Here is a 24,756-nt window from a genome sequence, read left to right as displayed (position 1 = left end):
CTAGTGCCGGGGCCTGCCCGGCCGCCGCCACCGCTTCGGGGCGGGAAATCCACCCCACTGCGGCTCCCCGGGCCCGCATGACAGCGATTTCCCGCCCCGCATGGGGTCCCGGCGCCGATCTCCCGCCCGGGGTCAGTCCAGCGCGAGCCGGTAGACGAGGAACGGGCCGGTCTCGTCGGCCGGGTCGAGGTCCGGCACCACGTCCGCGAGGAGCCAGTCCCGCTCCGGGACGCGCACGAAGCCGGCGCGCTCGTACATCCGGTGGGCGTCGGTCATGGAGGGCATGGTGGTCAGCACGACGGCGTCCACGCCCTTCTCGGCGCGGGCCCGCGCCACGATCTCGGCCAGCAGGGCGCCGCCCACCCCGCGGCGGTGGAACCGCGGGTGCACGGCGAGCATGCGGAACTCGTACTCCCCGTCGCCGGAGGTCTCGGCCAGGGGCGAGCCGGGCGGGGTGAGCACCACGGACCCGGCCACCTCGCCGTCGACCTCGGCCACGAGCACCTCCGCGCGGCCGGCCCGGTCGGCCACGTCCATGAGGGTCTTCACGTAGGCGTCGTCGGGGGCGATGTGGCCGCCGTCGACATAGGACGCCAGGGTGAGCTCGGCGACCGCCTCGTGGTCCTCGGGGCGCAGCGGGCGGACGAGGGCGCTCATGCGTCACCTCCGGCGCGCTGGCGCAGCGTGTCCTTCAGGCGGGCGCGGGTCGCGTCCGTGGCCACGACGTAGTCGCGCCGACGCAGCCAGGCGGTGGGCACGGCCTGGTGGGGGTGGCCGTCGCGCGCCTCGTGCAGCCCCGCGAGGAACGTCGCGGCCGCCGGCTCCTGCCAGATGTTCACCCAGTAGGCGCGCTCCCGCTCCTGCGCCGTCAGTTCCTTGACCAGCCGCCTCGTGAACGAACAGCCCGGCCGCCAGAACACGACGACGCCGCCGCGCTCGACGTGCGCCTGCGCGCCGGCGAACGGCCGCGAGCGGACCCGGACCGCCCACCGGTACGTGACCGCGTAGCCGGCCAGGACGAGCCCGGCCACGATCATGCCGACCTGCTGCAGGCGCGTCCCCGCGATCATGAACGTCAGTCCGCCGGCCACGAACAGGACCGGGTAGAACCACGGGTCTCCGACGATCCGCCTCATGCCCTCTCCCCCGTCACGGCGGCCAGGGCGGACCCGTCCACGTCGCCGGCCACCATCCAGTCAGGATGTGCCGTGCCGTCCGCCGAGGCGGGCCGCGTCACCGCGACGCCGGCCTCCTCCGCCACCAACGCGCCGGCGGCCCAGTCGTACTCCTGCGTGCCGAACTCGGCGTACGCGTCCAGGGTGCCGTCGGCGACCATGCACAGGTCCAGCGCCGCCGAGCCGATCCGTCGCACGTCCCCGAACGCGGGCAGCAGGGCCGCGAGCGCCCGCACCTGCAGGGCCCGGCGGGCGGGGTCGTAGCCGAAGCCGGTGGCGAGCAGTCGCCCCGAGCGTCCGGGCAGGGGACCGGTGAGCCGCACGGGGGCGGCATCGCGGTCGGGCAGGTCCACGCCCGCCGTCGTCGCGTCCGCGGTGCTGAAGGCGCCCCGGCCCGCGCTCGCGTACCAGGTGCGCCCCAGCGCGGGCGCCGCCACGACGCCGGCCAGCCAGCGTTCGGTGCCCTCGGCCACCCCCAGCAGGTCGGCGGTCTCGGCGTCCACCGGGCCGGTGACGGCCACCGAGGTGCAGAACTGCGGAAGCCCGCGCACGAAGTTCGTGGTGCCATCCAGCGGGTCGATGGACCAGCGGTACCCGGACGGCTCGGCCGGACGGGTGGCGCCGTACTCCTCGCCGGTGATCTCGTCCGAGGGGCGGTAGCCGGCGACGACCTCCCGGACGGCCTGCTCGGCGCGGCGGTCGTAGTCGGTGACCCAGTCGGAGCCGGAGGACTTCGTCTGCGCGCCGATCTCCTCGATGCCCAGCGGGACGGCCGGGTGGTGACCGGTCCAGCGCCGGGCCAGGACGTCCGCGCCGGCGCGCGCGGCGGCCTTGGCGACCACGAGCAGGCCCGGGACCGTGGTGCGCGCGCTCATGCCGAGGCCTCCCCCTCTGCGGCGCCGTCGGGGGCGTCGTCCGTGTCCGCCGGGCGCACCGCGTCCGGGCCACCGGCCAGCAGCGCCGTGAACCCGGCCTCGTCCAGCACGGGCACGCCGAGGGACTGCGCCTTGTCCAGCTTGGAGCCGGCGGCCTCGCCGGCCACCAGGAAGTCGGTCTTCTTGGACACGGACCCGGAGGCCTTGCCGCCGCGCACGAGGATCGCCTCCTTCGCGGAGTCGCGGGAGAAGCCCTCGAGCGAGCCGGTGACCACCACGGTCAGGCCCTCGAGCGTGCGCGGGGTCGACTCGTCCTGCTCGTCCTCCATGACCACGCCCGCCGCGGCCCAGCGGTCCACGATCTCCCGGTGCCAGTCCTCGGCGAACCACTCGATGAGCGCGTCCGCGATGATCGGGCCGACGCCGTCGATCTCGGCCAGCCGGTCCCGGTCGCCGGCCTCGGCCGCCGCGCGCAGCGCCGCCATCGAGCCGAACGCCGTGGCCAGCGAGCGGGCCGCCGTCGGGCCCACGTGCCGGATGGACAGCGCCACGAGGGTGCGCCACAGCGGCTGGGACTTGGCCTTCTCGAGCTCGTCGAACAGGCGCAGCGTGTTGGCCGTGGGCGCGGACGGCTTCTTCGCGGTGCCGGCGGTGAAGAAGTACGGCTTGAGCGTGAACACGCCCGAGGGCACCAGGCGGCCGTCCACCTTCGTGCGGCCCTCGCGCCACACGCGCACCGCGCCGAGGGAGCGCTGCAGGTCCGTCAACCCGTCCTCGCCCCGGGGGCCCGTGATCTCCTCCGGCGTGCCGGAGGCGAGGTCGAAGATCTGCGCCTCCGCCGTGATGGGGCCCGGGCCCTCGGGCCGCACGTGCCCCTCGTGCTCGGCCGGGTCCTCGCCGGGGCCCTGCACGAGCCAGCGGGCGGCCTCCTCGCCGAGGGCCTCCACGTCGAACGCGCCGCGGCTGGCCAGGTGCTCGACGCGGCCGGCCAACTGGGCCGGGCAGGAGCGGGCGTTGGGGCAGCGCAGGTCCACGTCCCCCTCCTTGGCGGGGGCCAGCGGCGTGCCGCATGACGGGCAGTGCGCGGGCATGACGAACTCGCGCAGCTCCCGGCCCGCCTCGATCGCCTTCTCACGCAGCGGCAGCACGGGGCCCACGACCTCGGGGATGACGTCCCCGGCCTTGCGCACCACCACGGTGTCCCCGATCAGCACGCCCTTGGCCTTGACCACGTCCTGGTTGTGCAGGGTGGCCAGGGAGACGGTGGACCCGGCCACGGTGACCGGCTCCATCACCGCGAACGGGGTCACCCGCCCGGTGCGGCCCACCGAGACCGCGATGTCCCGCAGCAGCGTGTGCACCTCCTCCGGCGGGTACTTGTACGCCGCGGCCCAGCGGGGCACACGGGAGGTGTGGCCGAGGTAGCGCTGGTCCGCGAACGCGTCCGCCTTCAGCACGATGCCGTCGATCTCGTGGATCAGCTCGTGCCGGCGCCGGCCGTACTCCTCGATCACCGCGACGACGGCGGCCAACGCCTCCTCGTCCGCACCCTCCACCACGCGGGTGTAGGGGCTCACGGGCAGGCCCCAGCCCGCGAGCGCGTCGTACACCTCGTGCTGGGACTCCAGTCCGAACGCCTCGACCGAGCCGATGCCGTGCACGAACATGGCCAGCGGGCGCTGCGCGGTGACGGCCGGGTCCTTCTGACGCAGGGCGCCGGCGGCGGCGTTGCGCGGGTTCGCGAACGGCGTCTGACCCTCCTCGGCACGGCGCGCGTTGAGCTCGGCGAAGGCGGCGGAGGACATGAACACCTCGCCGCGCACCTCGAACTCGGCGGGCCAGCCCTCGCCGGAGAGCTCGTGCGGGATGTCCCCGATGGTGCGCACGTTGGCGGTGACGTCCTCGCCCGTGACGCCGTCGCCGCGGGTGGCGGCCTGCACGAGCCGCCCGTCCCGGTAGCGCAGGGCGACGGCGAGCCCGTCGATCTTCACCTCCACGAGCCAGCGGGGCGCCACGCCCGGTCGCACCTGCGTCAGGGCCTGCGCCGCGCGGCGGAACCAGACCTCGAGCTCCTCGATGGAGAACAGGTCCTCGAGCGAGTACATGCGGGCCCCGTGCCGGACGGGGGCGAACGCCTCCGAGACCTCGCCGCCGACCTCCTGGGTGGGCGAGTCGTTGGCCACGAGCTCGGGGTGCAGGGCCTCGAGGTCCTCGAGGCGGCGGTACAGCGCGTCGTACTCGGCGTCCGAGATCTCCGGGGCGTCCCGCTGGTAGTAGGCGGTCCGGGCGGCGCGGACCCGCTCCACGAGGTCCTCGTACTCCTCCCGCAGGTCCGCGGCGGGGATGTCCTGCGGCTCGGGCTGGGCGGCGGATTCCTTGGGGGTGCTCACCCGGCCCAGCGTAGTCGGCGTCCCGGACGGCGCACCCGGGTCAGGGGATGCGCACGAGCACCGCCGTGATGTTGTCCCGGCCGCCGCGCCACAGGGCGGCGCCGATGAGCTTCTCGAGGGCGTCCTCGAGGGTGTCGGCGTCGTCGATCAGCGCGCGGATCTCCTCGTCCAGCAGCTCGCCGGTCAGGCCGTCGCTGCACAGCAGGACGAGGTCCCCGGAGGCGAGGGGGACCTCGGCCACGTCCACCGTGAGCGCCTCGCGCGAGCCGAGCGCGCGGGTGATGACGTTGCGGCGCGGGTGGACGCGGGCTTCGGCGGGGGTGAGCTCCCCCGCGTCGACGAGCATCTGCACCGCCGAGTGGTCCACCGTGAGCTGCTGGAGCACCGGCGAGCCGACGGGCCGCAGGTACACCCGGGAGTCGCCGACGTTCGCCACGGCCCAGCGGCCGCGCTCCGTGTCCAGGCAGGCCAGGACGGTCAGGGTGGTGCCGGAGCGCCCCAGCCCGGCCTCGACGACGGCGGCGTCCGCCTCGTGGATCAGGTGGCCGAGCTCCTGGGGCGTGTGGGCCGTGCCCGGGGCGAGCACCTCGGGGGCGCGGCGGCGCAGGGTCTCGATCGCGGCGGCCGAGGCCACCTCGCCGGCCTCGTGCCCGCCCATGCCGTCGGCCACGGCGGCGAGCACCAGCGGCTCCCCGACGAGGGTCCACGCGTCCTCGTTCAGGTCGCGGACGGCGCCCACGTGGGTGGCGCCCGCGGCCTGGGGCCGCGGCGCGGACGGGGTCTCGGGGCGGGGGTCCACGGGGTCCTCGATCAGTCGGCGAGCAGGGTCTGGGCCGACCCGTCCAAGAGCAGGGAGGGGCGGACCTCTCCGAACCCGCGGACGATCCTGGGCGGCTGCGGGACGAGCACGAAGCGCTCGTCCCGGGACAGGGCCGCAGCGGTCATGGCGTCCACGAGCACGGTACCCGGATCGGCCAGGGACGTCAGCCGCGCGGCGAGGTTCACGGTGGGCCCGTAGATGTCCCCCATGCGGGAGAGCACCCGTCCCCATGTCAGGGCGACGCGCGCCGAGGGCAGCTCCTCGTCCGCGGCGATGGTCTCGGCCAGGGAGAGCGCGATCGCGGCGCCGGCCTCGGGGGTCTCGGCGTTGAACATGACCTCGTCGCCGATGGTCTTCACGAGCCAGCCGCCGCCGGCCGAGATGGTCTCCGCGGCGAGGGACTCGAAGCGCAGCACCATGCGGGCCAGCGTCCGGTCGTCCATGGTCCGGGAGAGCGTCGTGTAGGAGACCATGTCCGCGAAGCCGACGGCGCGGGCCAGCGGCAGCGGCGCATCCGACTCGGAGCCGTCGCGGCCCCGGGCGCTGGCCGCCAGCCCGGCCTCCACGCGCACGGTCAGGCGCTGCACGGCGCGGTTGAGCTGGCGCCGGTAGACGATCCGCATGGCCTTCTCGAGCGGTCCGACCATGTCCGGGAGCATGTCGACGACGGCCCGCCGCGCCTCCGGGTCCGTCAGGTCCTCGGAGGCGATCTTGTCCTCCACGAGCGCCTCGATCTGCCACACCACCATGCGGTCCGTCATCTGCCCGATCGAGCGCGCCAGCGAGATGGCCGTGTCCTCGTTCAGCGTCCCCGAGCGCACGAGCGTGAGCACGGACTCGAACGCCTCGATGTCCGCCTCGGTGAAGGCCTTGTGCCCCTCCGGCGACGTCGGATAGCCCAGCGCACGCCAGATCTTCCGGGCGGAGGCCATCGAGACGCCGAGGCGCTGCGCCACCTCCCGTGAGGTGTAGGCGCGCGGGCCCACCACCAAGCCGGCGTCGAGCGTGCGCATCGCGCTCGTCCAGCCGGCGGGCCGTGCCTCGGCGTCGCGGGCGGTCGTGTCCTCGGCCGGCGGGACGATCGGCAGCGGTGCGGTGTCCGGTGTCTCCGGACGGCTCATCGGAGGCCTCCTGTCGGGACGGGGGCGGGCCAGGTTGCGGTGCGGGCCTGGCGGGTGAGGTGGGCCAGGGCCTCCTCGAAGCGCGCGGCCTCGGGGACGTCGCGCAGCCGCCAGTGGACCTGGCGGGCGGGCTCCTGGAAGAGGATGTGCAGGTCTCCGGCACCCGAGCCGCGGCGGCGCCGCTGCACGTCGGCGATGGACACGAGCGGCATGGCGGCACCGGAGCCGCCGACGCCGGCGCCCTGGAGGATGCGGCGGTCGGTGAGCACGGTGCGCCGGAAGACCCAGCGCCACAGCGGGCGGACGGTGCCGGGGAGCAGGACGAGCGCCGCGACCACCCACGCGGCCGCCTCGAGCACGGCGCGGTTCGCGGCGACGAGCCCGGGCAGGTCGGGGCGTGCGAGCACGCCGACGGCCAGGCCGAGCAGGAACGCGACGGCCACGAGGACCGCGGCCGGGCGCAGCAGCGCGCGCGGGTGGGTGCGGGTGCGGACCATCACCTGCTCACCGGGCTCGAGTCGCACGGCGGTCACCTCCTGACCGGGACGGGTGTGTCATGCGCCGCGATGGACGTCTCCGCGCAGGTGGGCCACGTCCCCCGCACTGACCTCGGTCTCGATTGTGCCACGGTCCGGTGTGACGCGCTTCACGCGCAGGGTGCCACCGGGGCCGAGGCCCACGGCCGTGCCCTCCAGCACGCCGCCGCCGGGCAGCTCGGCGCGCACCGCGCGGCCCAGCGTGGAGAGCCGGTCCGCCACGGCCGCCACGGCCGGGTGACGCCCGTCGACGGCCGTCGTCTGCCCCGCCACGCCCGCCGCGAAGCGGTCCACGGCCGCCACGACGGCGTCGCGCAGCTCGACCGCGAGGTCCCGGGGGGCGGGCACGGCGTCCGCGCCGATCCACTCCGCCAGGTCCGTGGCGGTGTCCACCGGGGCGGCCCCGCGGTGGTCCAGGTTCACGCCCATCCCGACGACGACGCCGGGCCCCTTGCCGTCCGAGGACAGCGCCACCGTGGCCAGCACGCCGCACAGCTTGCGCCCGTCGGTGGCGAGCACGTCGTTCGGCCACTTCACGTGCGTCGGGACGCCCCGGGCCGCGAGGCGCTCGGCGACCGTGGCGGAGGCGACGAGCGAGAGCCAGCTCAGGTGGGCCGGGGAGACCGGCACCCCGCCGGACTCGGGACGCAGGTACACGGACAGGGCGAGCGCCGCACCCGGCGCGGCGCTCCACACCCGGGAGTGCCGTCCCCGGCCGGCCCGCTGGTCCGCGGTGGCCACGGCCGCACCGTGCCGGTGTCCCTCGCGGTCCAGCCGTGCGAGGAGCTCATCCTGCGTGGAGCCGGCGGAGTCCAGCCAGGTCAGATCCGGTGTGGGGGCGTCGTCGGGGTGCATGCCCCTAGATATACACGGCGTTCCCGGGGGCGGGCCGGGCGGGCCGATCCGCTCCCGGGGCGCGCGGAGGGGCGGCCCGGGCCGACGTCCTCGTCGTTTGTGGGCTTCCTCCAACCGAGGGCGTCCGCGGCGGCCCGTAGACTGGCCGACTGAGCCTCCGCATCTGGCGGACCACCACAAGGAGGACGTGTGACCGATCCCGATCTGACCACCACGGCCGGCCGGCTGGCCGACCTGCATCGGCGGCTCGAGGCGACGGCCGCGCCCGGCGGCCCGGACGCCGTCGAGCGCCAGCACGCTCGCGGCAAGCACACCGCGCGCGAGCGGATCGACCTCCTCCTGGACGAGGGCTCCTTCGTGGAGCTGGACGCGCTGGCCGTGCACCGCACCACCGCGTTCGGCATGGACGCCAAGCACCCGGCCGGCGATGGCCTGGTGTCCGGCTTCGGCACCGTGGACGGGCGCCAGGTGGCCGTCTACTCCCAGGACTTCACCGTGTTCGGCGGCTCGCTGTCCGAGCGCAACGGACAGAAGATCGTGAAGGTCCAGGAGTTCGCCGCGCGCAACGGCTGCCCCGTGATCGGCATCCTCGACGGCGGCGGCGCGCGCATCCAGGAGGGCGTGGCCTCCCTCGCCCAGTTCGCGGACATCTTCCGGAACAACGTCCTGGCCTCGGGCATGATCCCGCAGATCTCGCTGATCATGGGCCCCTCCGCCGGCGGCGCGGCCTATTCGCCGGCGCTGACGGACGTCGTGGTGATGGTGGACCAGACCTCGCACATGTTCATCACCGGCCCGGACGTGATCAAGACCGTCACGGGCGAGGACGTGGACATGGAGACCCTCGGCGGCGCCCGCTCGCACAACGCCACCTCCGGCACCGCCCACTACATGGCCTCCTCGGAGGAGGACGCGATCGCCTACGTGCAGGAGCTGCTCGAGCTGCTGCCCTCCAACAACCTCGCGGAGGCCCCGACCTTCGAGGCCGCGGACCCGGAGCCCACGGACGAGGACCTCGCCCTGGACGAGATCGTCCCGGACTCCGCCAACCAGCCCTACGACATGCTCGAGGTCATCGCCTCGATCGTGGACGAGGGCCACCTGCTGCAGCTGCAGGAGCTGTACGCGCCCAACGTGATCACCGGCCTGGCGCGCCTGGACGGCATGAGCGTGGGCGTCGTCGCGAACCAACCGATGCAGTTCGCCGGCACCCTGGACATCGCCGCCTCGGAGAAGGCCGCGCGGTTCGTGCGCTTCTGCGACGCGTTCAACATCCCGATCATCACCCTCGTGGACGTGCCCGGGTTCCTGCCCGGCACGGACCAGGAGTTCAACGGCATCATCCGCCGCGGCGCCAAGCTGATCTACGCCTACGCCGAGGCCACCGTGCCGAAGCTGACCGTGATCACGCGCAAGGCCTTCGGCGGCGCGTACATCGTGATGGGCTCCAAGAAGCTCGGCGCGGACCTGAACCTGGCCTGGCCGAGCGCGCAGATCGGCGTGATGGGCGCCCAGGGCGCCGTGAACATCCTGTACCGGCGCGACCTGAAGGCGACGGCGGAGGCGGGCGGCGACGTCGACGCGCGCCGGGCCGAGATCGTGGCCGACTACGAGGCCGAGCTGCTCAACCCGTACCAGGCCGCCGAGCTGGGCTACGTGGACGCCGTGGTGCCCCCGCACGCCACCCGCGGCCAGCTCATCCGCGCCCTGCGCGCCACCCTGCACAAGCGCGAGGCCCGCCCCGCCAAGAAGCACGGGAACATGCCGCTGTGAGCGCCCCGCTGGGTCCGGGCGCCCCGGACGAGAACGACGCGTCCACGCAGGCCACGCCGGCGTCGGCCGACCCGCTGCAGCTCAGCGGCCCGGAGTTGGAGCCGGAGGAGATGGCGGCGCTGGCCGCCGTCCTCGAGGCGGCCGCCGCGGCCCGGGCCGAAGCCGCCCGGCTCGCCGCCGCGGCCGCCGACCCCCGTCCCCTGGACCGCACGCTCCGCCGTCGCGGCGACCTGGGCCTGTGGGCACGGCCCGGCCGCGGCCAGTGGCGTCAGGGCGCGGGCCCGCAGTGAGCCGGGAGGCGGGCGCCAGCGCCTAGAGTGCCGGTATGACCCAGCACACCTCCGAGGCCGCCGCCGACGGCGCCCGCACCCCGTCCGCCATCGACGCGCTCGCCGAGCGCTACGTGACCGACCTCCTCGCCCTGCATCCGGACACCGCCACCGAGCTCGGCTTCCCCGGCCGGGAGACCGAGTACACGGACTTCTCCCCCGCCGGCGCCCGCGCCGACGACGAGCTCAACGCCCGCCTGCTCGAGGACTTGGCCGCGCTCGAGCCGCAGGACGAGACGGACCGCGTCACGAAGGCGGCCATGCAGGAGCGCATCGGCCTCGAGCGGGAGATCCACGCGACCGGCCGCACCGAGCTGAACAACATCGCCTCCCCCGCCCAGGGCATCCGCGCGGTCTTCGATCTCATGCCCACGGACACCGCGGAGCAGTGGGGCCACATCGCCGGCCGCCTCGAGAACCTGCCGGCCGCCCTGCGCGGCTACACGGAGTCCCTGCTCGCCTCCCGCGACGCCGGCCACGTGGCTGCGGTGCGCCAGGTGGACATTGTGGTGGAGCAGGCCCGCGCCCACGGCGCCGCGGGCGGGTTCTTCCCGGGCCTGGTCGAGCGGGCCGAGGCAGCCGACGTCGTGGACGACGCCCTGGCCGCCCGCATCCGCTCCGGCGCGGACGCCGCCGCGCAGGCCTACCGCGACTTCGCGGACACGCTCGAGGCCGAGCTGCGCCCGCACGCCCCGGAGGCGGACGGCGTCGGGATCGAGTACTACCGGCTGGCCTCCCGCGTCTTCCTCGGCGCCGAGATCGACCTCGAGGAGACCTACCGCTGGGGCCAGGAGGAGCTGGCCCGCATCATCGCCGCGCAGCAGGCGGACGCCGAGCGCATCCGGCCGGGCGCCACGATCGAGGAGGCGCGCGCGATCCTGGACGCGGACCCGGAGCGCACCCTGAAGGGCACCGAGGCCCTGCGCACATGGATGCAGCGGCTCTCCGACGACGCGGTCGAGGCCATGAAGGAGCACTTCGAGATCCCGGCCCCGATGGACCGGCTCGAGTGCATGATCGCCCCCACCCAGGAGGGCGGCATCTACTACACCGGCCCCTCGGACGACTTCTCCCGGCCCGGCCGCATGTGGTGGTCCGTGCCCCCGGGCGAGGACGAGTTCACCACGTGGGCGGAGACCACCACGGTCTACCACGAGGGCGTGCCGGGCCATCACCTGCAGATCGCCACCGCCATGATGAACCGGGAGAACCTCAACCTGTGGCGCCGCAGCTTCTGCTGGACGTCCGGCCACGGCGAGGGCTGGGCGCTGTACGCGGAGAAGCTCATGGAGGAGCTCGGCTTCCTCGACGACCCGGGCGACCACCTCGGCATGCTGGACATGCAGCGCATGCGCGCGGCCCGCGTGGTGTTCGACATCGGCTACCACTGCGGCTTCGACGCCCCCGAGTCCGAGGGCGGCGGCGCGTGGACCCCGGAGAAGGGCTACGCGTTCCTGACCAAGCACCTGAGGATCTCCGAGGGCCAGCGCCGCTTCGAGTTCACGCGCTACCTCGGCTGGCCGGGGCAGGCGCCGGCGTACAAGGTGGGCCAGCGCATCTGGGAGCAGATCCGCGCCGAGCACGAGCAGGCCGAGGGCGCCGACTTCGACCTCAAGGCCTTCCACACCCGGGCCCTGCGCCTGGGCGGCATGGGCCTGGACACCCTGCGGGAGGCGCTCGCGTGATCCCGCACGACGACGGCGCGGCCGACCCCGGCACGGGCCTGCGACTGGTGCTCGGCTCGGCCTCCCCCGGCCGAGCGGAGGTCCTGACCCGGGCGCGGGTGCCGTTCCGCGTCGTCGTCTCGGGGGTGGACGAGGCGGCCGTGGGCGCGGCGGCGGGCGACCCGTCGCCAGCGGAGCTGGCGGGCCTGCTGGCGGAGGCCAAGGGCCGCGACGTGGCCGCCCGGGTGGCGGCCTCCGGCGTCGAGGCCCCCACGCTCGTGCTCGGCTGCGACTCCGTGTTCGAGTTCGACGGCCGCGCCCACGGCAAGCCCTACGACCCCGAGGTCGCCGTCGAGCGCTGGCGCGCCCAGGCCGGCCGGGAGGGCGTGCTGCATTCGGGCCACTGGCTGGGCCTGGTGCTGCCGGAGCCCGGGGTCGGGTCCGGGATGGCCGCGGAGGCGGGCGTGGTGTCCGCCGTCGTGCGCTTCGGCGCCGTCACCGAGGCCGAGATCCAGGCCTACGTGGCCACGGGCGAGCCGCTGCACTGCGCGGGCGCGTTCACGGTGGACGGCGCGGGCGCGGCCCTCGTGGACGGCGTGGACGGGGACCCCAACGCGGTGATCGGGCTGTCCGTGGCGTGGCTGCGGCGGGCCGCGGCGGCCCTGGGCCAGGACTTCACCCGGTTGTGGGAACCCTCCAACGCGCAGCGCTGATCCGGCGCGTCCGGGCCCCGCGCCTCGGAGGGTTCCGCCACAACGAGTAGGGTGCTGGTCAGAGTCGGCGCCGTCCCGCGCCCTTCGCCCCAGCGGGTGAGGGGCACGACCCCGGACGTGGCGCCCGCACCCCCAGTCGTGATCGTCCGAGGAGTCCATCGCCCATGAGCATCGCCGACGCACCGCAGGCCTCGGTCGTCCCGCCCGTCGACCCCGCGGCGGAGCGCCGGTTCTCCCGGGTGCTGATCGCCAACCGCGGCGAGATCGCCGTGCGCATCATCCGGGCCTGCCAGGACGAGGGGCTGACCTCCGTGGCCGTCTACGCCGAGCCGGACCGGGACGCCCTGCACGTGACGCTCGCGGACGAGGCCGTGGCCCTCGGCGGGGAGACCGCCGCCGACTCCTATCTGGTGATCGGCAAGATCCTCGACGCCGCCGAGCGCGCGGGCGCGGACGCCGTGCACCCCGGCTACGGCTTCCTCTCCGAGAACGCGGATTTCGCGCGCGCCGTGGCCGACGCCGGCCTCGTGTGGATCGGCCCGCCCGCCGAGGCGATCGACCGGCTGGGCGACAAGGTCTCGGCCCGCCAGCTGGCCACCAAGGTCGGCGCCCCGCTGGCGCCGGGCACCACCTCCCCCGTGACCGGCACGGAGGAGGTCGTCGCGTTCGCGGACGAGTTCGGCCTGCCGGTGGCCATCAAGGCGGCCTACGGCGGCGGTGGCCGCGGCATCAAGGTGGCCCGCACGCGCGAGGAGATCCCCGAGTTCTACGAGTCCGCGGTCCGTGAGGCCGTGGCCGCGTTCGGCCGGGGCGAGTGCTTCGTGGAGCGGTTCCTGGACAAGCCGCGCCACGTGGAGACGCAGTGCCTGGCGGACGTGCACGGCGACGTCGTCGTGATCTCCACCCGCGACTGCTCGCTGCAGCGCCGCAACCAGAAGCTCGTGGAGGAGGCCCCGGCGCCGTTCCTCACGGACGAGCAGAACGCCCGCCTCGTGGAGTCCTCCAAGGCGATCCTGCAGGAGGCCGGCTACGTCGGCGCGGGCACGTGCGAGTTCCTCGTGGGCCAGGACGGCACCATCTCCTTCCTCGAGGTGAACACTCGCCTGCAGGTGGAGCACCCGGTCTCCGAGGAGATCACCGGCATCGACCTCGTGCGCGAGCAGTTCCGCCTGGCCCGCGGCGAGGCCCTCGGCTACACGGACCCGCAGCCCCGCGGCCACTCGATCGAGTTCCGCCTCAACGGCGAGGACCCGGGCCGCAACTTCCTGCCCGCCCCCGGCCGGCTCACCACGTTCCGCATGCCCAGCGGCCCCGGCGTCCGCGTGGACGCCGGCGTGGTGGAGGGCGAGACCGTCTCCGGGGCCTTCGACTCCATGGTCGCCAAGCTGATCGTCACCGGCGCGGACCGCCGCCAGGCCCTGCAGCGTGCCGCTCGCGCCCTGCGCGAGGCCGAGATCGTCGGCATGCCCTCGGTACTGCCCTTCCACCGCGCCGTGGTGCGCGACCCCGCCTTCGCCCCCGAGATCGCCGGCTCGGAGGAGCCGTTCTCGGTGCACACCCGGTGGATCGAGACGGAGTTCGCGAACCGCATCGAGCCGAGCGCCCTCACCCCGGCCGAGCCGGCCCCCCGCGAGGCGCGCCACACCGTGACCGTAGAGGTCAACGGCAAGCGCGTGGACGTCACCCTGCCCACGTGGGGCGAGGCCCTGCACACGATCTCCGGCGCCGCCCAGCGGGCCGGTGCGGGACGACGCCGACCCCGCGGCAAGCGCGGTGCACCGGTGGCCGCGGCCGTCAGCACGGACGCGCTGACCGCCCCGATGCAGGGCACCGTGGTGAAGGTCGCCGCCGAGAACGGCCAGACCGTGGCCGAGGGCGACCTGATCGTGGTCGTGGAGGCCATGAAGATGGAGCAGCCGCTCGCGGCCCACCGCGCGGGCGTCGTCAGCGGGCTCGAGGTCGAGCCGGGCCAGACGGTCACGGCCGGCACGGTGATCGCCACCATCGCCGACGCGGAGTGAGCCGCCGGCGACGACGGCGGGGAGCGCCGGCGTCGTGGGCTGGTTCCACATGGTGGACGACGGGGACATGACTCTCGCAGATCGGCGCGACGAGGCTTAACCTGACACGCATCTTCGTCTCACATCGTGGTCGTTCGCGACCCCCTGTGCCCGTCATACCAGGGAGACACCATGTCCCACTCCACCCCGCCCGCGAACCCGGGCGCCCCCACCGCCACCACCGATGTCACGTCGGACGCGGTCGCCACCGCGGAGGAGGTGCCCCGCTCGCGGGTCATCATCGCCTCGCTCGTCGGCACCTCGATCGAGTTCTACGACTTCTACATCTACGCCACGGCCGCCGTCTCGGTCTTCCCGCTGATCTTCTTCGCGGGCGGCGACGACAACACGGCCCTGCTGGCCTCCATGGCCACCTTCGGCGCGGCGTTCGTCGCCCGGCCGCTGGGCGCCGTCGTCTTCGGCCACCTGGGCGATCGCGTGGGCCGCAAGACCACGCTCATCGGCTCGCTGCTCACCATGGGCATCGCGACGTTCCTCATCGGCCTGCTGCCCACGTACTTCCAGATCGGCCTGTGGGCGCCGGCCATGCTGACGCTGCTGCGCTTCTTCCAGGGTCTGGGGCTCGGCGGCGAGTGGTCCGGCGCCGCTCTGCTGGCCACCGAGTACGCCAAGGACGGCAAGCGCGCGCAGGCGGCCATGTGGCCGCAGCTCGGCGCGCCGATCGGCTTCCTGCTGGCCAACGGCCTGTTCCTCGCACTCGTGCTCGGCTTCAGCCACGACTCGACGAGCCCGGTGCTCGACGGCCCGTTCCTCACGTGGGTGTGGCGCGTGCCGTTCCTGCTCTCGATCGTGATGGTGGCCGTGGGCCTCTACGTCCGCGTCAAGCTCGAGGAGACCCCGGTCTTCCAGCGCGCCCTCGACCGCGACCAGCGCGTGAAGGCGCCGCTGGGCGAGGTGTTCCGCCGCAACTGGTGGGAGCTGATCCTGGGCACCTTCGTCATGTACGCCACCTACGTGCTCTTCTACCTGATGACCACGTGGATCCTCTCCTACGCGATCGGCAAGCCGGCCAACGGCTTCCTGGGTGTCCCCTACGCCGAGTTCCTCGTGCTGCAGCTGGTCGGCATCCTGTTCTTCGCGGCGTTCGTGCCGGTCTCCGGCCTGCTGGCTGACCGCTTCGGCCGCCGCCCCACCCTGATCGTGATCTCGGTGCTCATGGTGCTGTTCGGCCTCTCGTTCGGCCTGTGGCTCTCGCCGGAGAACATGGGCGTGGGCGCGGAGCTGAACGTGCCGCTGATGCTGGCGTTCCTGGCCACGGGCATGACGCTCATGGGCCTGACCTTCGGGCCGATGTCCGCGGTGCTGCCCGAGCTGTTCCCCACGAACACGCGCTACACCGGCTCCGGCATCGCCTACAACGTGTCCTCCATCCTCGGCGCCGCGCTGACCCCGTTCATCGCCGCCTGGCTGGTGCAGAAGTTCGACGTCTCCTACGTCGGCTACTACCTGGCCGCCGCCTCGGCGATCACCGTCATCGCGCTGGCCCTCTCCCCCGAGACCCGCCACACGGACCTCGACACCGTCACCTCGGCCCGCGAGCGCCGCGCCGCACGCTGACCCCGGCCGGTTCCCCGCCCGGGGCCCCCGCCCGCACTGTCGAACGTGACATCGGGGGAATGGACGCTTTCGGTCGTGAGATAGGGCCTATCTCACGACCGAAAGTCGTCTCTGGGTCAGATGCGCACGTGCAGGCGGCGGGCCGCCTCCGCGATCGACCCGGACATGGACGGGTACACGGTGAAGGTGTCCGCGAGGTCGTCCACGTGCAGCTTGTGCGTGACCGCGAGCGCGAGCGCGTAGATCAGCTCGGAGGCGCGCGGCGAGACCACCACACCGCCGATCACGGTGCCGGAGCCCTGGCGCGCGAAGATCTTCACGAACCCCTCCTCCGCGCCGGACATCTTGGCGCGAGGGTTGGTGTGGAAGTCCAGGCGCAGCACGTCCGCCTGGTACTGGCCGGAGTCCACCTGCGCCTGCGTGACGCCCACGGTGGCGATCTCCGGCGAGGTGAAGATGTTCGAGGCCAGCAGGTGCGGGCGCAGCGGCTTGAGGGCGTCGCCGAGCAGGTGGGCGACGGCGATGCGCCCCTGCATGGCCGCCACCGAGGCGAGGGCGAGCTTGCCCGTGCAGTCGCCCGCCGCGTAGATGCTCGGCACGGACGTGCGGGAGACGCCGTCCACGAGCACGTGGCCGGAGCCGGTCAGCTTCACGCCCACGTCGTCGAGGCCGAGGCCCGCCGTGTTCGGCACGCCGCCGACGGCCACCAGCGCGTGGGAGCCCTCGATCGACGGGGTGTCCTCGGCGCCCTCGCCGGAGAGGTGCACGCGCACGCCGGTCTCGGTCCGCTCGACGGACTCGGCCCGGGAGCGGGAGACCACCCTGAGGCCGTTGCCCTCGAAGACCTTCTCGAGCAGCTCGGCGGCGTCGGCGTCCTCCCCGGGGAGCACGCGGTCGCGCGAGGAGACGAGGGTGACCTTGGCGCCGAGGCGGTTGTAGGCCGAGGCGAACTCGGCGCCGGTGACGCCGGAGCCCACGACGATCAGGTGCTCGGGAAGCTCCTTGAGGTTGTAGACCTGCTTCCAGTTGAAGATCCGCTCGCCGTCCGGGACGGCGGTGGGCAGCTCGCGGGGGCTCGCGCCGACGGCCACGAGGATCGCGTCCGAGGTGATGATCTCGGGCTCGGCGCCGGCGTCGGCGTCGTCGAGGGCGCGGACGGACACCTCGTGGGGGCCGACGACGCGGCCCACGCCGTCGATCACCCGGACGCCGACCCGCTCGAGGCCCGCGCGGATGTCCGAGGACTGCTCGTGGGCCAGGTTCAGGATGCGGTGGCCGACCCGGCCCATGTCCGCGTGGACGTCGGCCCCACCGAGGTCGACGCCCAGGTCCACGGAGGCGCCCACGCGGCGCATCGAGTCGGCGGCGGCGATCAGCGTCTTGGAGGGGACCACGTCCGTGAGGACGGCCGCGCCGCCCAGCCCCTGGCGCTCGACCAGGGTCACGCGGGCGCCCAGCTTCGCGGCCACCATGGCGGCCTCGTAGCCGCCGGGGCCGCCGCCGATGATGGTCAGGGACGGGATGAAGGTGCTGTTTTCCTCGCTCACGGGCTCCATTGTGTCCGCCGCGGACGGGAAAGTCCTAGCCCGCGCTCACGGGACACCGCCTAGACTCCACGACGTGACCGACCAGACCAGCATCCCCTCCCCCGACTCCCCCGTGACCGGCGACCATCCGGGCTTCGCCGAGGCCCGCGCGGCCGCCGACACCATCGCCCGGGCGACGGGCGTGGCGGAGCACCGCGTCGCCGTCGTCCTCGGCTCCGGCTGGGGCGAGGCCGCCGGCCTGATCGGCGACGAGGTCGCCGCCGTGCCGCTGGCCGAGGTGCCCGGCTTCCACGCCCCGAAGGTGCCCGGCCACAACGCGGTGATCCGCTCGGTCCGACTGCCGGACGGCACGCACGCCCTCGTCTTCGGCTCGCGCACGCACTTCTACGAGTCCCGCGACGCCCAGGCCGTGGCGCACACCGTCCGCACCGCCGCCGCCGCCGGGGCGCGCACCGTGGTGCTGACCAACGGCTGTGGCGGGCTGGACCCGGAGATCGCCCCGGGCACCCCCGTCCTGATCGCGGACCACATCAACCTCACCGGCGCCACCCCGCTCGTCGGCGCCACGTTCGTGGACCTGACCGACCTCTACTCCCCGCGGCTGCGCGCGATCGCCCGTGAGGTGGACCCGTCCCTGCGCGAGGGCGTGTACGTCCAGTTCGCCGGCCCGCAGTACGAGACCCCCGCCGAGGTGCGGATGGCGCGCACCCTCGGCGGCGACCTCGTCGGCATGTCCACGGCACTGGACGCGATCGCGGCCCGTCACGCCGGGCTGGAGGTGTTCGGCATCTCGCTGGTGACCAACCTCGGCGCCGGCATCTCGGAGACGCCGCTGTCCCACGCCGAGGTCGTCGAGGCCGGCCAGGCCGCCGGCCCGCGCATCGCGCGTCTGCTCGCGGACATCGTGGGGCGGCTCTGATGCCCGCGCATCCCCCGCACGACGACGTCGCCGCGCTCCCGGAGGACGTCCTCGCCCGGGCTGAGCGGTGGGCGGCGGAGGACCCCGACCCCGCGCACCGGGACACCCTGCGCGCCGAGCTCGACGCGGCCGCCGGCGTCGGCCCGGAGGCCGCGGCCGCCCGGGCGGCGCTCGCCGACCGCTTCGCCGGGCCGCTCGCCTTCGGCACCGCCGGCCTGCGCGCCGAGGAGGGCCCGGGCGAGTCCCGCATGAACCGGCTCGTGGTGCGCCGCACCGCGGCGGGTCTGGCCGCCCACCTGTGGGACGGCGTCGGGCGGGACGCGGCCCCGCCGCTGGCCGTCGTCGGGTACGACGCGCGGCGCGGTTCGGCCGCCTTCGCCGCGGACACGGCCGCCGTCCTGACGGCCGCGGGCGTGCAGACCGTCCTGCTGCCAGAGGCGCTGCCGACGCCGGTGCTCGCCTTCGCGGTGCGCCATCTCAGCGCGGACGCGGGCGTGATGGTCACCGCCAGCCACAACCCGCCCGCGGACAACGGCTACAAGGTCTACCTCGGCGGGCGGCTCACGGACGAGGCGGGTCGGGGGGCGCAGATCGTCTCCCCCGCGGACGCGCAGATCGCCGCCCGCATCGACCACGCGGCATGGGCCGCGGACATCCCGCTCGCCGACGACGGCTGGACCGTGGCCGGGCCGGACCTGCTGGAGGCCTACCGCACGGCGGCCCTCGGCGTGCTCGACGACGACCGGCACGGCCACCGCGACCTGCGCGTGGTCTACACGCCCCTGCACGGGGTGGGCGGCGCCGTGGTCCCGGGCCTGCTCGAGGACGCCGGCTTCGGCCCCGTCCACGTGGTGGCCGAGCAGGCCGCCCCGGACCCGGCCTTCCCCACGGTCGCGTTCCCCAACCCGGAGGAGCCGGGGGCGATGGACCTCGCCCTCGCCCTGGCCGCCGAGGTGGACGCGGACCTGGTGATCGCCAACGACCCCGACGCCGACCGCCTGGCCCTGGCCGCGCCCGTCACCGACGCGCACGGTGTCCGCACGTGGCGGATGCTCTCGGGCGACGCCGTCGGGACGCTGCTGGGCGCGCACGCGATGCCGGCCCTGCACGCGGCCGGCCGCAGCGCCGCGAACTCCGTGGTCTCCTCCCCGCAGCTGGCCGCCCTGGCGGAGGCGAACGGGGTGAGGCACCACGTCACGCTGACCGGCTTCAAGTGGATCTCCCGCGCCCCGGACCTCGGCTTCGGCTACGAGGAGGCCCTCGGCTACTGCGTGGACCCGGACATGGTGCGGGACAAGGACGGCATCACGGCCGCCCTCATGGCCGCGGAGCTGGCCGCCGCCCTCACGGTGCAGGGACGCGGCCTGATGGACGCCCTGGCCGACGTCGACGCGGTCACCGGCGCCATGCCCAGCGCCCAGGTCTCGGTCCGCGTGGCGGACCTGTCCCTGATCGCCCGCACCATGGCGGCCCTGCGTCAGCAGGCGCCGGCCACGCTCGCGGGGGAACCGGTCACCGTGCGCCGGGACCTGGCCGCCGGCGGGGACGGGCTGCCGCCGACGGACGCACTGCTGTTCGCCACCGACTCCGGCACCCGCGTGCTCGTGCGCCCCTCCGGCACCGAGCCGAAGCTCAAGTGCTACCTCGGCACCCGGGATGCCGACCCGGCCGCGGCCGCCGAGCGGCTCGAGGCGCTGCGCGCCGAGGTGACGGCCCTCGTGGGCGGCTGAGCCTCGGTAGGCTGGCGGACATGACCGTCTCCCTCACCACCGCCGAGCTGGCGAAGTACATCGACGCGACCGCCCTGAAGGCCGACACCTCGGAGGCGGACGTGCGCCGCCTCGTGGCCGAGTCCCGCGAGGCCGGGGTCAAGAGCGTCTGCATCAACCCCGTGTGGGTGCCGCTGGTGGCCGCCGAGCTCGCGGGCTCGGACGTGCTGACCTGCACCGTGATCGGCTTCCCCCTCGGCGCCAACGCCTCGGAGGTCAAGGCCTTCGAGGCCCGGCAGGCGATCGACGCCGGCGCGGACGAGGTGGACATGGTCCTCGACGTCGCCGCGGCCCGCGCCGGGGACCGCGACCGGCTCGTCGCGGACGTCCGCGCCGTGGCCGAGGCCGCGCACGCGGACGGCCCCGCAGGCGACGGCGGGGCGCTGCTCAAGGTGATCGTGGAGACCGCCCTGCTGGACGACGACGCGATCGTCCTGGCCTGCGAGGCCGCGGTCGAGGCCGGGGCGGACTTCGTGAAGACCTCCACGGGCTTCTCCACCGCGGGCGCCACCGTCGAGCACGTCGCGCTGATGCGCCGCACCGTGGGCGAGCGCATCGGCGTGAAGGCCTCCGGCGGGGTGCGCACCCGCGCGGACGCCCTGGCGATGATCGAGGCCGGCGCCACCCGGATCGGGGCCAGCTCCGCGCTTGCTATCCTGGGATCCGACTGACTCGCATCACTTCGGCCGGGCGTCCGCCCCGGCCGGGACCGCACCGAAGGAGCATCACGTGATCCGCAACGGCAAGGCCATCGACCACTCCAACGTGGGCGGCGTCTGGGGTTCCCTGATCGCCTTCATCGTCGCCTTCGGCGCGTTCCTCGGCTGCCTCTACGCCATGGGCTTCTGGTCGCTCGAGTCGGTCTGGATCCCCGGCCTGATCGCGCTGGCCCTGGCCACTGTGGCCTTCATGATCCCCCAGACGTTCCTGGGCCGCAGCGACACCGTGGACACCACCGCCATCCACACCCGTCCCGTCGTCGAGCACGCCGCCGCCGGCGCCCACGCCGTCGAGACCGGCGCCGCGCACCGCTGAGCCGTCCCGGAGCCGAGGATCGCTGACACCGGTCGTCCGGCCGCCGCGCGCCGAAGGGCGTCCACCCGCAACACGGGGGTGGACGCCCTTCGGCTTGTCTCCATCGCGGCGGTGGTGCTGGGTCACGCGTACCTGACGGACCTCACCTTCAGCCGGTACCTGGAGATCTGGCGGATGCCGCTGTTCTTCTTCCTCACCGGCTACTTCTGGACGCGCGGCCGCCCCTGGGCCACGGACGTGCGGGGCCGCTTCCGGAGCCTGATGGTGCCGTACCTGGTGTGGGCGGCGCTCATGTCCGTGGCCGCGTTCGCGTGGTTCGCCGACGACCCCGACCTCCTGCGGCGCCTGATGATCACCGGCTGGTACGGGGGCGCGGACCAGGAGCCCCCGTGGTGGGCGTTCTGGTTCATCTCCGTCCTGTTCTTCACCACGGTGCTGCGCCGATTCCTCGAGCGCTTCCCGTCCGCCGTCGCCTGGGCCGTGGGCCTGGCCGGGCTGGCGTGGGCCCACCTCGTGCCGGACTCCGCGATCGCCCGCACGCCGCTGGGCGTCGGGCTGGCCCTGCCGTGCCTGCTGTTCGTCCTCAGCGGCGAGATGTTCCGTCGCCGCGTCCAGCCGCACGTGCGGCGCCATCGGACGCTCATCGGCGTCGGCCTGGTGCTGCTCGGGATGGTCGCGGTCCGGCTGGGCCTGGAGCCGCCCAACATCAAGTTCGGCGGCTTCGGCACGCCGGTGCTCACCCCCGCCGTGGGCGTCCTGATGTCCGCGGGGATGGTGCTCGTGTTCGGTTCCACGGTGGAGAGGCTGCTGCGCTCCTTCGCCCGACGCACCGGGACGGGTCAAGCCCTGCGCCGCGCCATCACCGCCCTGGTCCGGACGGGCACGGTGGTGGTGCTGCTGCACGGCTGGGTGCTGATGTGGGTCACGCGCCACGGCGTGGAGGACAACGCCGCCAAGTTCGCCCTCGCGCTCGCCCTCAGCTGGCTGGCAGGCCTCGCCCTGCTCGCCACCCCCCTGTCCAAGCCGTTCACGGGGGCGCGCCGCCGCTGGCACCCGGTGCACCGCCTGCGACGCGTGGAGCCCCCGCACCCCGTCACGTCCGCGCTGCCGCGCGTCACGACCGCCTCGGAGAGGACACACCCATGAGCAGGGATCATCGCCCCCCGATCCGCAATCCGTTCCTGCCGCCGACGCCGGAGGAGCCCGAGGTGCCGACCCGCGACGGCGGCCACCCGGCGGGTGACGGCGGTGACGCCGGCGCCCCGGCGGCCGCCACGGCGCGGGAGGATCGCCTCGCCGAGTTCCGGCTCGGCCCGGCGTTCCTCCCCCACCCGGCCGACCCCGCCGCGCCGCGGCAGCATGCGACGCCGGCCGAGCGCGCGGTGGCTCCCGCGACCGCCGCGGCCGCTGAGCCGGCCTCGCCCGCCTCACCGGCCGACCGTGTCCCCGGCCCCCTGCCGAGCGCCCGCGTCCTCGTCGTGTGCACGGGCAACATCTGCCGCTCCGCCTACGTGGAGTACGCGCTGCAGGCGCAGCTCAACGCCCTGCTCGGTGACCGGGGCCGCGCGGAGGTCACGAGCGCGGGCACGGAACCGAACCAGGCGCTGACCGTCCCCGGCCCGCTGCTCGACCTCGCGCCGAGCCTCCGAGTCCGCGCCGCGTTGACGCAGCATCGACCGCAGCAGCTGACCGGGCGTTCGCTGGCCGACCAGGACCTCGTCCTGACCGCGACGGACGACCACCTGGACGAGGTGCTGCGCGAGGACCCCGCGTCAGTGCGCCGGACCTTCACGATCCTCGGCATGGGCACCCTCCTGCGCGACCACGGCGAGGAGCTCGCCGCGGCGGTCCCTCCGGGCGCGGGCGTCACCGCGCTCGTCACGGCGCTGGCGGAGCTGCGCTCCCGCCTGATCGCCCACGGGGAGCGGCCGGACGCGGATCTGCCGGACCCGTTCCGCGGCCCCGCCGAGGGCTACGCCGCGATGGCGCAGACCGCGCAGCCGATCGTCGAGCTGCTGGCGTGGGAGATCGCCCGGGCCCTCGACGGGGACGTCGTGGACGAGGAGCCGACGGGCGCCTGACCGGCCGGCGTCAGAGATCGGGGACGGGGCCGCCTCCACTGCCACGCGCAGGGGTGCGCAGCCGGGGGGCGGACAGGCGCAGCCTAAGAATGCGTAGGCGCCGAGGATGGCGAGGACGAGCACGACGCCACCCCCATCTGCGGCGTCGACCAGAGCCACAGGACGGCGCACGCCAAGCCCGCCATGGAGGTACGGGTCTCGCGCCGTCAGTCCACGAATCCACCTGAACCCCCTTTAACTTTGCACCGGGCATCCGGCACAGTCACCGCCGGGCCCTCCTTTGGGTCGGCTAAGCTCGCGGCCATGGGAGAACGAGCGACGGGACAGCGACCGGACGCCCCGCCGTCCCTGGACCTCGAGGTCCGCGTCCGCCTCGCGCACGCCCGCATCGCGCATCTGCTGGACCGGGCCGGCATCCGGGGCCTGCACCTCAAGGGCTACGCCACCGAGCCCGGCGTCTACCCCGATCACCGCCGCAGTTCGGACGTGGACCTGCTGGTCCATCCGGCCGATGCCGCCGCCGTCACCGCGCTCCTGCGCTCCCACGGCTGGGAACCGGTCGCTGACTTCTCGGAGGGGTCGATCTTCCGGCACGCGGCCACGCTCTGGCACGACCAGCTGGGGTATGTGGACGTGCATCGGCTCTTCCCCGGCCTCGGCGCGTCCCCCGAGGCGGCCTTCGACGCCCTGTGGAGCGAGCACGCCCACCTCGTGATCGCGGGCCGGCCCGTTCCGGTGCCGAGCCCGCGCCACCAGCGGCTCGTCGTGATCGTCCACGCGGCCCGCGACCCGTTCCGCGGTGGCCTCGACGTCCGGCACATTCGGGAATCCCTCACCGCCGAGAGCTGGGTAGCCTTGCGCGAGGAAGCCCACCGGCTGGACGCGGGCGCGGCCTGGCACGTCGCCACGGGCGAGGCCGCCGACGGCGTCGACACCCGGCAGCTGACCCTCTTCGCGGCGCTGCACGAGAGCCAGAGCGGTCTTGAGCTGTTCCGCACCCGGTGGCGGTCGGCCGCCACGGTGCGGGAGCGGGCCGTCCTCGTGGCCCGCACGATCCCGGTGAACCGCCCCCATCTGCAGATGCGCCTGGGCCGGCCTGTCACCCGCGCGGACCTGTGGCGCGAGCAGCGCGCCCGGCTCGGCGCACTCGCCGGCTGGGCCTGGACGAAGGCGGTGCGCCGTGACCGTTGAGACCACCGAGGGCTGGGCGATCTCCCCCGACATCGCGTGGGCCCGCACCGCCGGCGGCCAGGCCGCCGTCATGACGCTCGAGGCCGGTCAGCCGCTGCTGTTGGGCGCCTCGGGCGACGTGATCTGGGACGTCCTCGTGGGCGGCCGCACCCCGGAGGACGACCTGGTCGCGGATCCGCCGGTGCCGCTGTCGACGACGGACGTCACGGTCCAGGTGGCGGAGGCGTTCGGCCTCGCTCCCGCCGACGTCGCGGCCGACGTCCATGCCTTCCTCGAGATGCTCGAGGCGCACGGCGTCCTCGTCCGCGTGCGGACGGCCTGACCC

23 protein-coding genes are annotated in these 24,756 nt (G+C 74.4%); 14 read left to right on the top strand and 9 right to left on the bottom strand.

Annotated features, from left to right (window positions below; translation table 11 throughout):
• Positions 1-132: 132 nt before the first annotated feature.
• The 8 genes from AC3RJ9_RS02710 to AC3RJ9_RS02675 are packed head-to-tail and all read right to left on the bottom strand — an operon-like array spanning position 133 to position 7,772.
• Positions 133-657, bottom strand: a complete 525-nt coding sequence (locus AC3RJ9_RS02710) for a GNAT family N-acetyltransferase (protein WP_095347191.1) — start codon at positions 655-657, stop codon at positions 133-135.
• Positions 654-1,136 carry a hypothetical protein gene (locus tag AC3RJ9_RS02705; protein WP_101967299.1) on the bottom strand — a complete coding sequence of 161 codons (483 nt, stop codon included), beginning with the start codon at positions 1,134-1,136 and terminating at the stop codon, positions 654-656. The genes AC3RJ9_RS02710 and AC3RJ9_RS02705 overlap by 4 nt, the downstream gene beginning before the upstream one ends.
• Positions 1,133-2,050: an inositol monophosphatase family protein gene (locus AC3RJ9_RS02700; protein WP_020625516.1), complete on the bottom strand. Its 918-nt coding sequence runs from the start codon at positions 2,048-2,050 to the stop codon at positions 1,133-1,135. The genes AC3RJ9_RS02705 and AC3RJ9_RS02700 overlap by 4 nt, the downstream gene beginning before the upstream one ends.
• Entirely contained in the window at positions 2,047-4,440 is a 2,394-nt protein-coding gene (gene ligA, locus AC3RJ9_RS02695; protein ID WP_123243881.1) for an NAD-dependent DNA ligase LigA, read from the bottom strand. Before ligA ends, AC3RJ9_RS02700 begins: the two co-directional genes overlap by 4 nt.
• Positions 4,441-4,480: 40 nt before the next feature.
• On the bottom strand, positions 4,481-5,239 hold the full coding sequence (locus tag AC3RJ9_RS02690) for a PP2C family protein-serine/threonine phosphatase (protein ID WP_020625514.1): 759 nt from the start codon (positions 5,237-5,239) through the stop codon (positions 4,481-4,483).
• 11 nt (positions 5,240-5,250) lie between these two features.
• The gene (locus AC3RJ9_RS02685) at positions 5,251-6,381 is read right to left on the bottom strand and encodes an adenylate/guanylate cyclase domain-containing protein (protein WP_123243882.1); all 1,131 of its coding nucleotides are present in this window, start codon (positions 6,379-6,381) and stop codon (positions 5,251-5,253) included.
• A complete protein-coding gene (locus AC3RJ9_RS02680; RefSeq protein ID WP_123243904.1) occupies positions 6,378-6,905 on the bottom strand; it encodes a PH domain-containing protein in 528 nt (175 codons plus the stop codon). Before AC3RJ9_RS02680 ends, AC3RJ9_RS02685 begins: the two co-directional genes overlap by 4 nt.
• A 30-nt stretch (positions 6,906-6,935) precedes the next feature.
• Entirely contained in the window at positions 6,936-7,772 is an 837-nt protein-coding gene (locus AC3RJ9_RS02675; RefSeq protein WP_123243883.1) for a biotin--[acetyl-CoA-carboxylase] ligase, read from the bottom strand.
• A gap of 189 nt (positions 7,773-7,961) precedes the next feature.
• On the opposite strand from AC3RJ9_RS02675, the gene AC3RJ9_RS02670 reads away from it, so the two are divergent.
• The 6 genes from AC3RJ9_RS02670 (at position 7,962) to AC3RJ9_RS02645 (ending at position 15,889) form a co-directional block, all read left to right on the top strand.
• Positions 7,962-9,545 (top strand): acyl-CoA carboxylase subunit beta, encoded by a 1,584-nt coding sequence (locus AC3RJ9_RS02670; protein WP_041103546.1) that lies wholly within the window; start codon positions 7,962-7,964, stop codon positions 9,543-9,545.
• Positions 9,542-9,835, top strand: a complete 294-nt coding sequence (locus tag AC3RJ9_RS02665; protein ID WP_233569900.1) for a hypothetical protein — start codon at positions 9,542-9,544, stop codon at positions 9,833-9,835. The genes AC3RJ9_RS02670 and AC3RJ9_RS02665 overlap by 4 nt, the downstream gene beginning before the upstream one ends.
• Before the next feature lie 35 nt (positions 9,836-9,870).
• A complete protein-coding gene (locus tag AC3RJ9_RS02660) occupies positions 9,871-11,559 on the top strand; it encodes a DUF885 domain-containing protein (protein ID WP_123243884.1) in 1,689 nt (562 codons plus the stop codon).
• Positions 11,556-12,251: a Maf family protein gene (locus tag AC3RJ9_RS02655; protein WP_123243885.1), complete on the top strand. Its 696-nt coding sequence runs from the start codon at positions 11,556-11,558 to the stop codon at positions 12,249-12,251. The genes AC3RJ9_RS02660 and AC3RJ9_RS02655 overlap by 4 nt, the downstream gene beginning before the upstream one ends.
• Before the next feature lie 164 nt (positions 12,252-12,415).
• Positions 12,416-14,272, top strand: coding sequence for an acetyl/propionyl/methylcrotonyl-CoA carboxylase subunit alpha (locus AC3RJ9_RS02650; protein ID WP_123243886.1), 1,857 nt, complete (start codon positions 12,416-12,418; stop codon positions 14,270-14,272).
• A 171-nt stretch (positions 14,273-14,443) separates the two neighbouring features.
• On the top strand, positions 14,444-15,889 hold the full coding sequence (locus AC3RJ9_RS02645; protein ID WP_123243887.1) for an MFS transporter: 1,446 nt from the start codon (positions 14,444-14,446) through the stop codon (positions 15,887-15,889).
• Positions 15,890-16,005: 116 nt separating this feature from the next.
• On the opposite strand, the gene AC3RJ9_RS02640 is transcribed toward AC3RJ9_RS02645, so the two are convergent.
• Positions 16,006-17,445: an NAD(P)H-quinone dehydrogenase gene (locus AC3RJ9_RS02640; RefSeq protein WP_052520048.1), complete on the bottom strand. Its 1,440-nt coding sequence runs from the start codon at positions 17,443-17,445 to the stop codon at positions 16,006-16,008.
• 64 nt (positions 17,446-17,509) lie between these two features.
• Between AC3RJ9_RS02640 and AC3RJ9_RS02635 the strand changes: the two genes are divergently transcribed.
• The 8 genes from AC3RJ9_RS02635 to AC3RJ9_RS02600 all read left to right on the top strand — a co-directional run bounded on the left by AC3RJ9_RS02635 (position 17,510) and on the right by AC3RJ9_RS02600 (position 24,753).
• A complete protein-coding gene (locus tag AC3RJ9_RS02635; RefSeq protein WP_123243888.1) occupies positions 17,510-18,355 on the top strand; it encodes a purine-nucleoside phosphorylase in 846 nt (281 codons plus the stop codon).
• Complete coding sequence (locus tag AC3RJ9_RS02630; protein ID WP_206495922.1) at positions 18,355-20,085, top strand: phospho-sugar mutase; 1,731 nt, start codon at positions 18,355-18,357, stop codon at positions 20,083-20,085. Before AC3RJ9_RS02635 ends, AC3RJ9_RS02630 begins: the two co-directional genes overlap by 1 nt.
• A gap of 20 nt (positions 20,086-20,105) precedes the next feature.
• The gene (deoC, locus tag AC3RJ9_RS02625; protein WP_036340586.1) at positions 20,106-20,795 is read left to right on the top strand and encodes a deoxyribose-phosphate aldolase; all 690 of its coding nucleotides are present in this window, start codon (positions 20,106-20,108) and stop codon (positions 20,793-20,795) included.
• 58 nt (positions 20,796-20,853) lie between these two features.
• Positions 20,854-21,159, top strand: a complete 306-nt coding sequence (locus AC3RJ9_RS02620; RefSeq protein WP_044659717.1) for a hypothetical protein — start codon at positions 20,854-20,856, stop codon at positions 21,157-21,159.
• 78 nt (positions 21,160-21,237) lie between these two features.
• A complete protein-coding gene (locus AC3RJ9_RS02615) occupies positions 21,238-22,305 on the top strand; it encodes an acyltransferase family protein (protein WP_044659718.1) in 1,068 nt (355 codons plus the stop codon).
• The gene (locus AC3RJ9_RS02610) at positions 22,302-23,240 is read left to right on the top strand and encodes an arsenate-mycothiol transferase ArsC (protein ID WP_489727701.1); all 939 of its coding nucleotides are present in this window, start codon (positions 22,302-22,304) and stop codon (positions 23,238-23,240) included. The genes AC3RJ9_RS02615 and AC3RJ9_RS02610 overlap by 4 nt, the downstream gene beginning before the upstream one ends.
• A gap of 303 nt (positions 23,241-23,543) precedes the next feature.
• The gene (locus tag AC3RJ9_RS02605; RefSeq protein ID WP_489727700.1) at positions 23,544-24,431 is read left to right on the top strand and encodes a nucleotidyltransferase family protein; all 888 of its coding nucleotides are present in this window, start codon (positions 23,544-23,546) and stop codon (positions 24,429-24,431) included.
• Entirely contained in the window at positions 24,421-24,753 is a 333-nt protein-coding gene (locus AC3RJ9_RS02600; protein ID WP_134416394.1) for a PqqD family protein, read from the top strand. The genes AC3RJ9_RS02605 and AC3RJ9_RS02600 overlap by 11 nt, the downstream gene beginning before the upstream one ends.
• Positions 24,754-24,756: the final 3 nt, after the last annotated feature.

It is taken from the genome of Micrococcus sp. 63XJN7_6_ISO-PGPR-S23-444 (assembly GCF_058072765.1).
The sequence above is the reverse complement of the archived record's forward strand: the minus strand, read 5'-3'. Positions and strand labels throughout refer to the sequence as shown.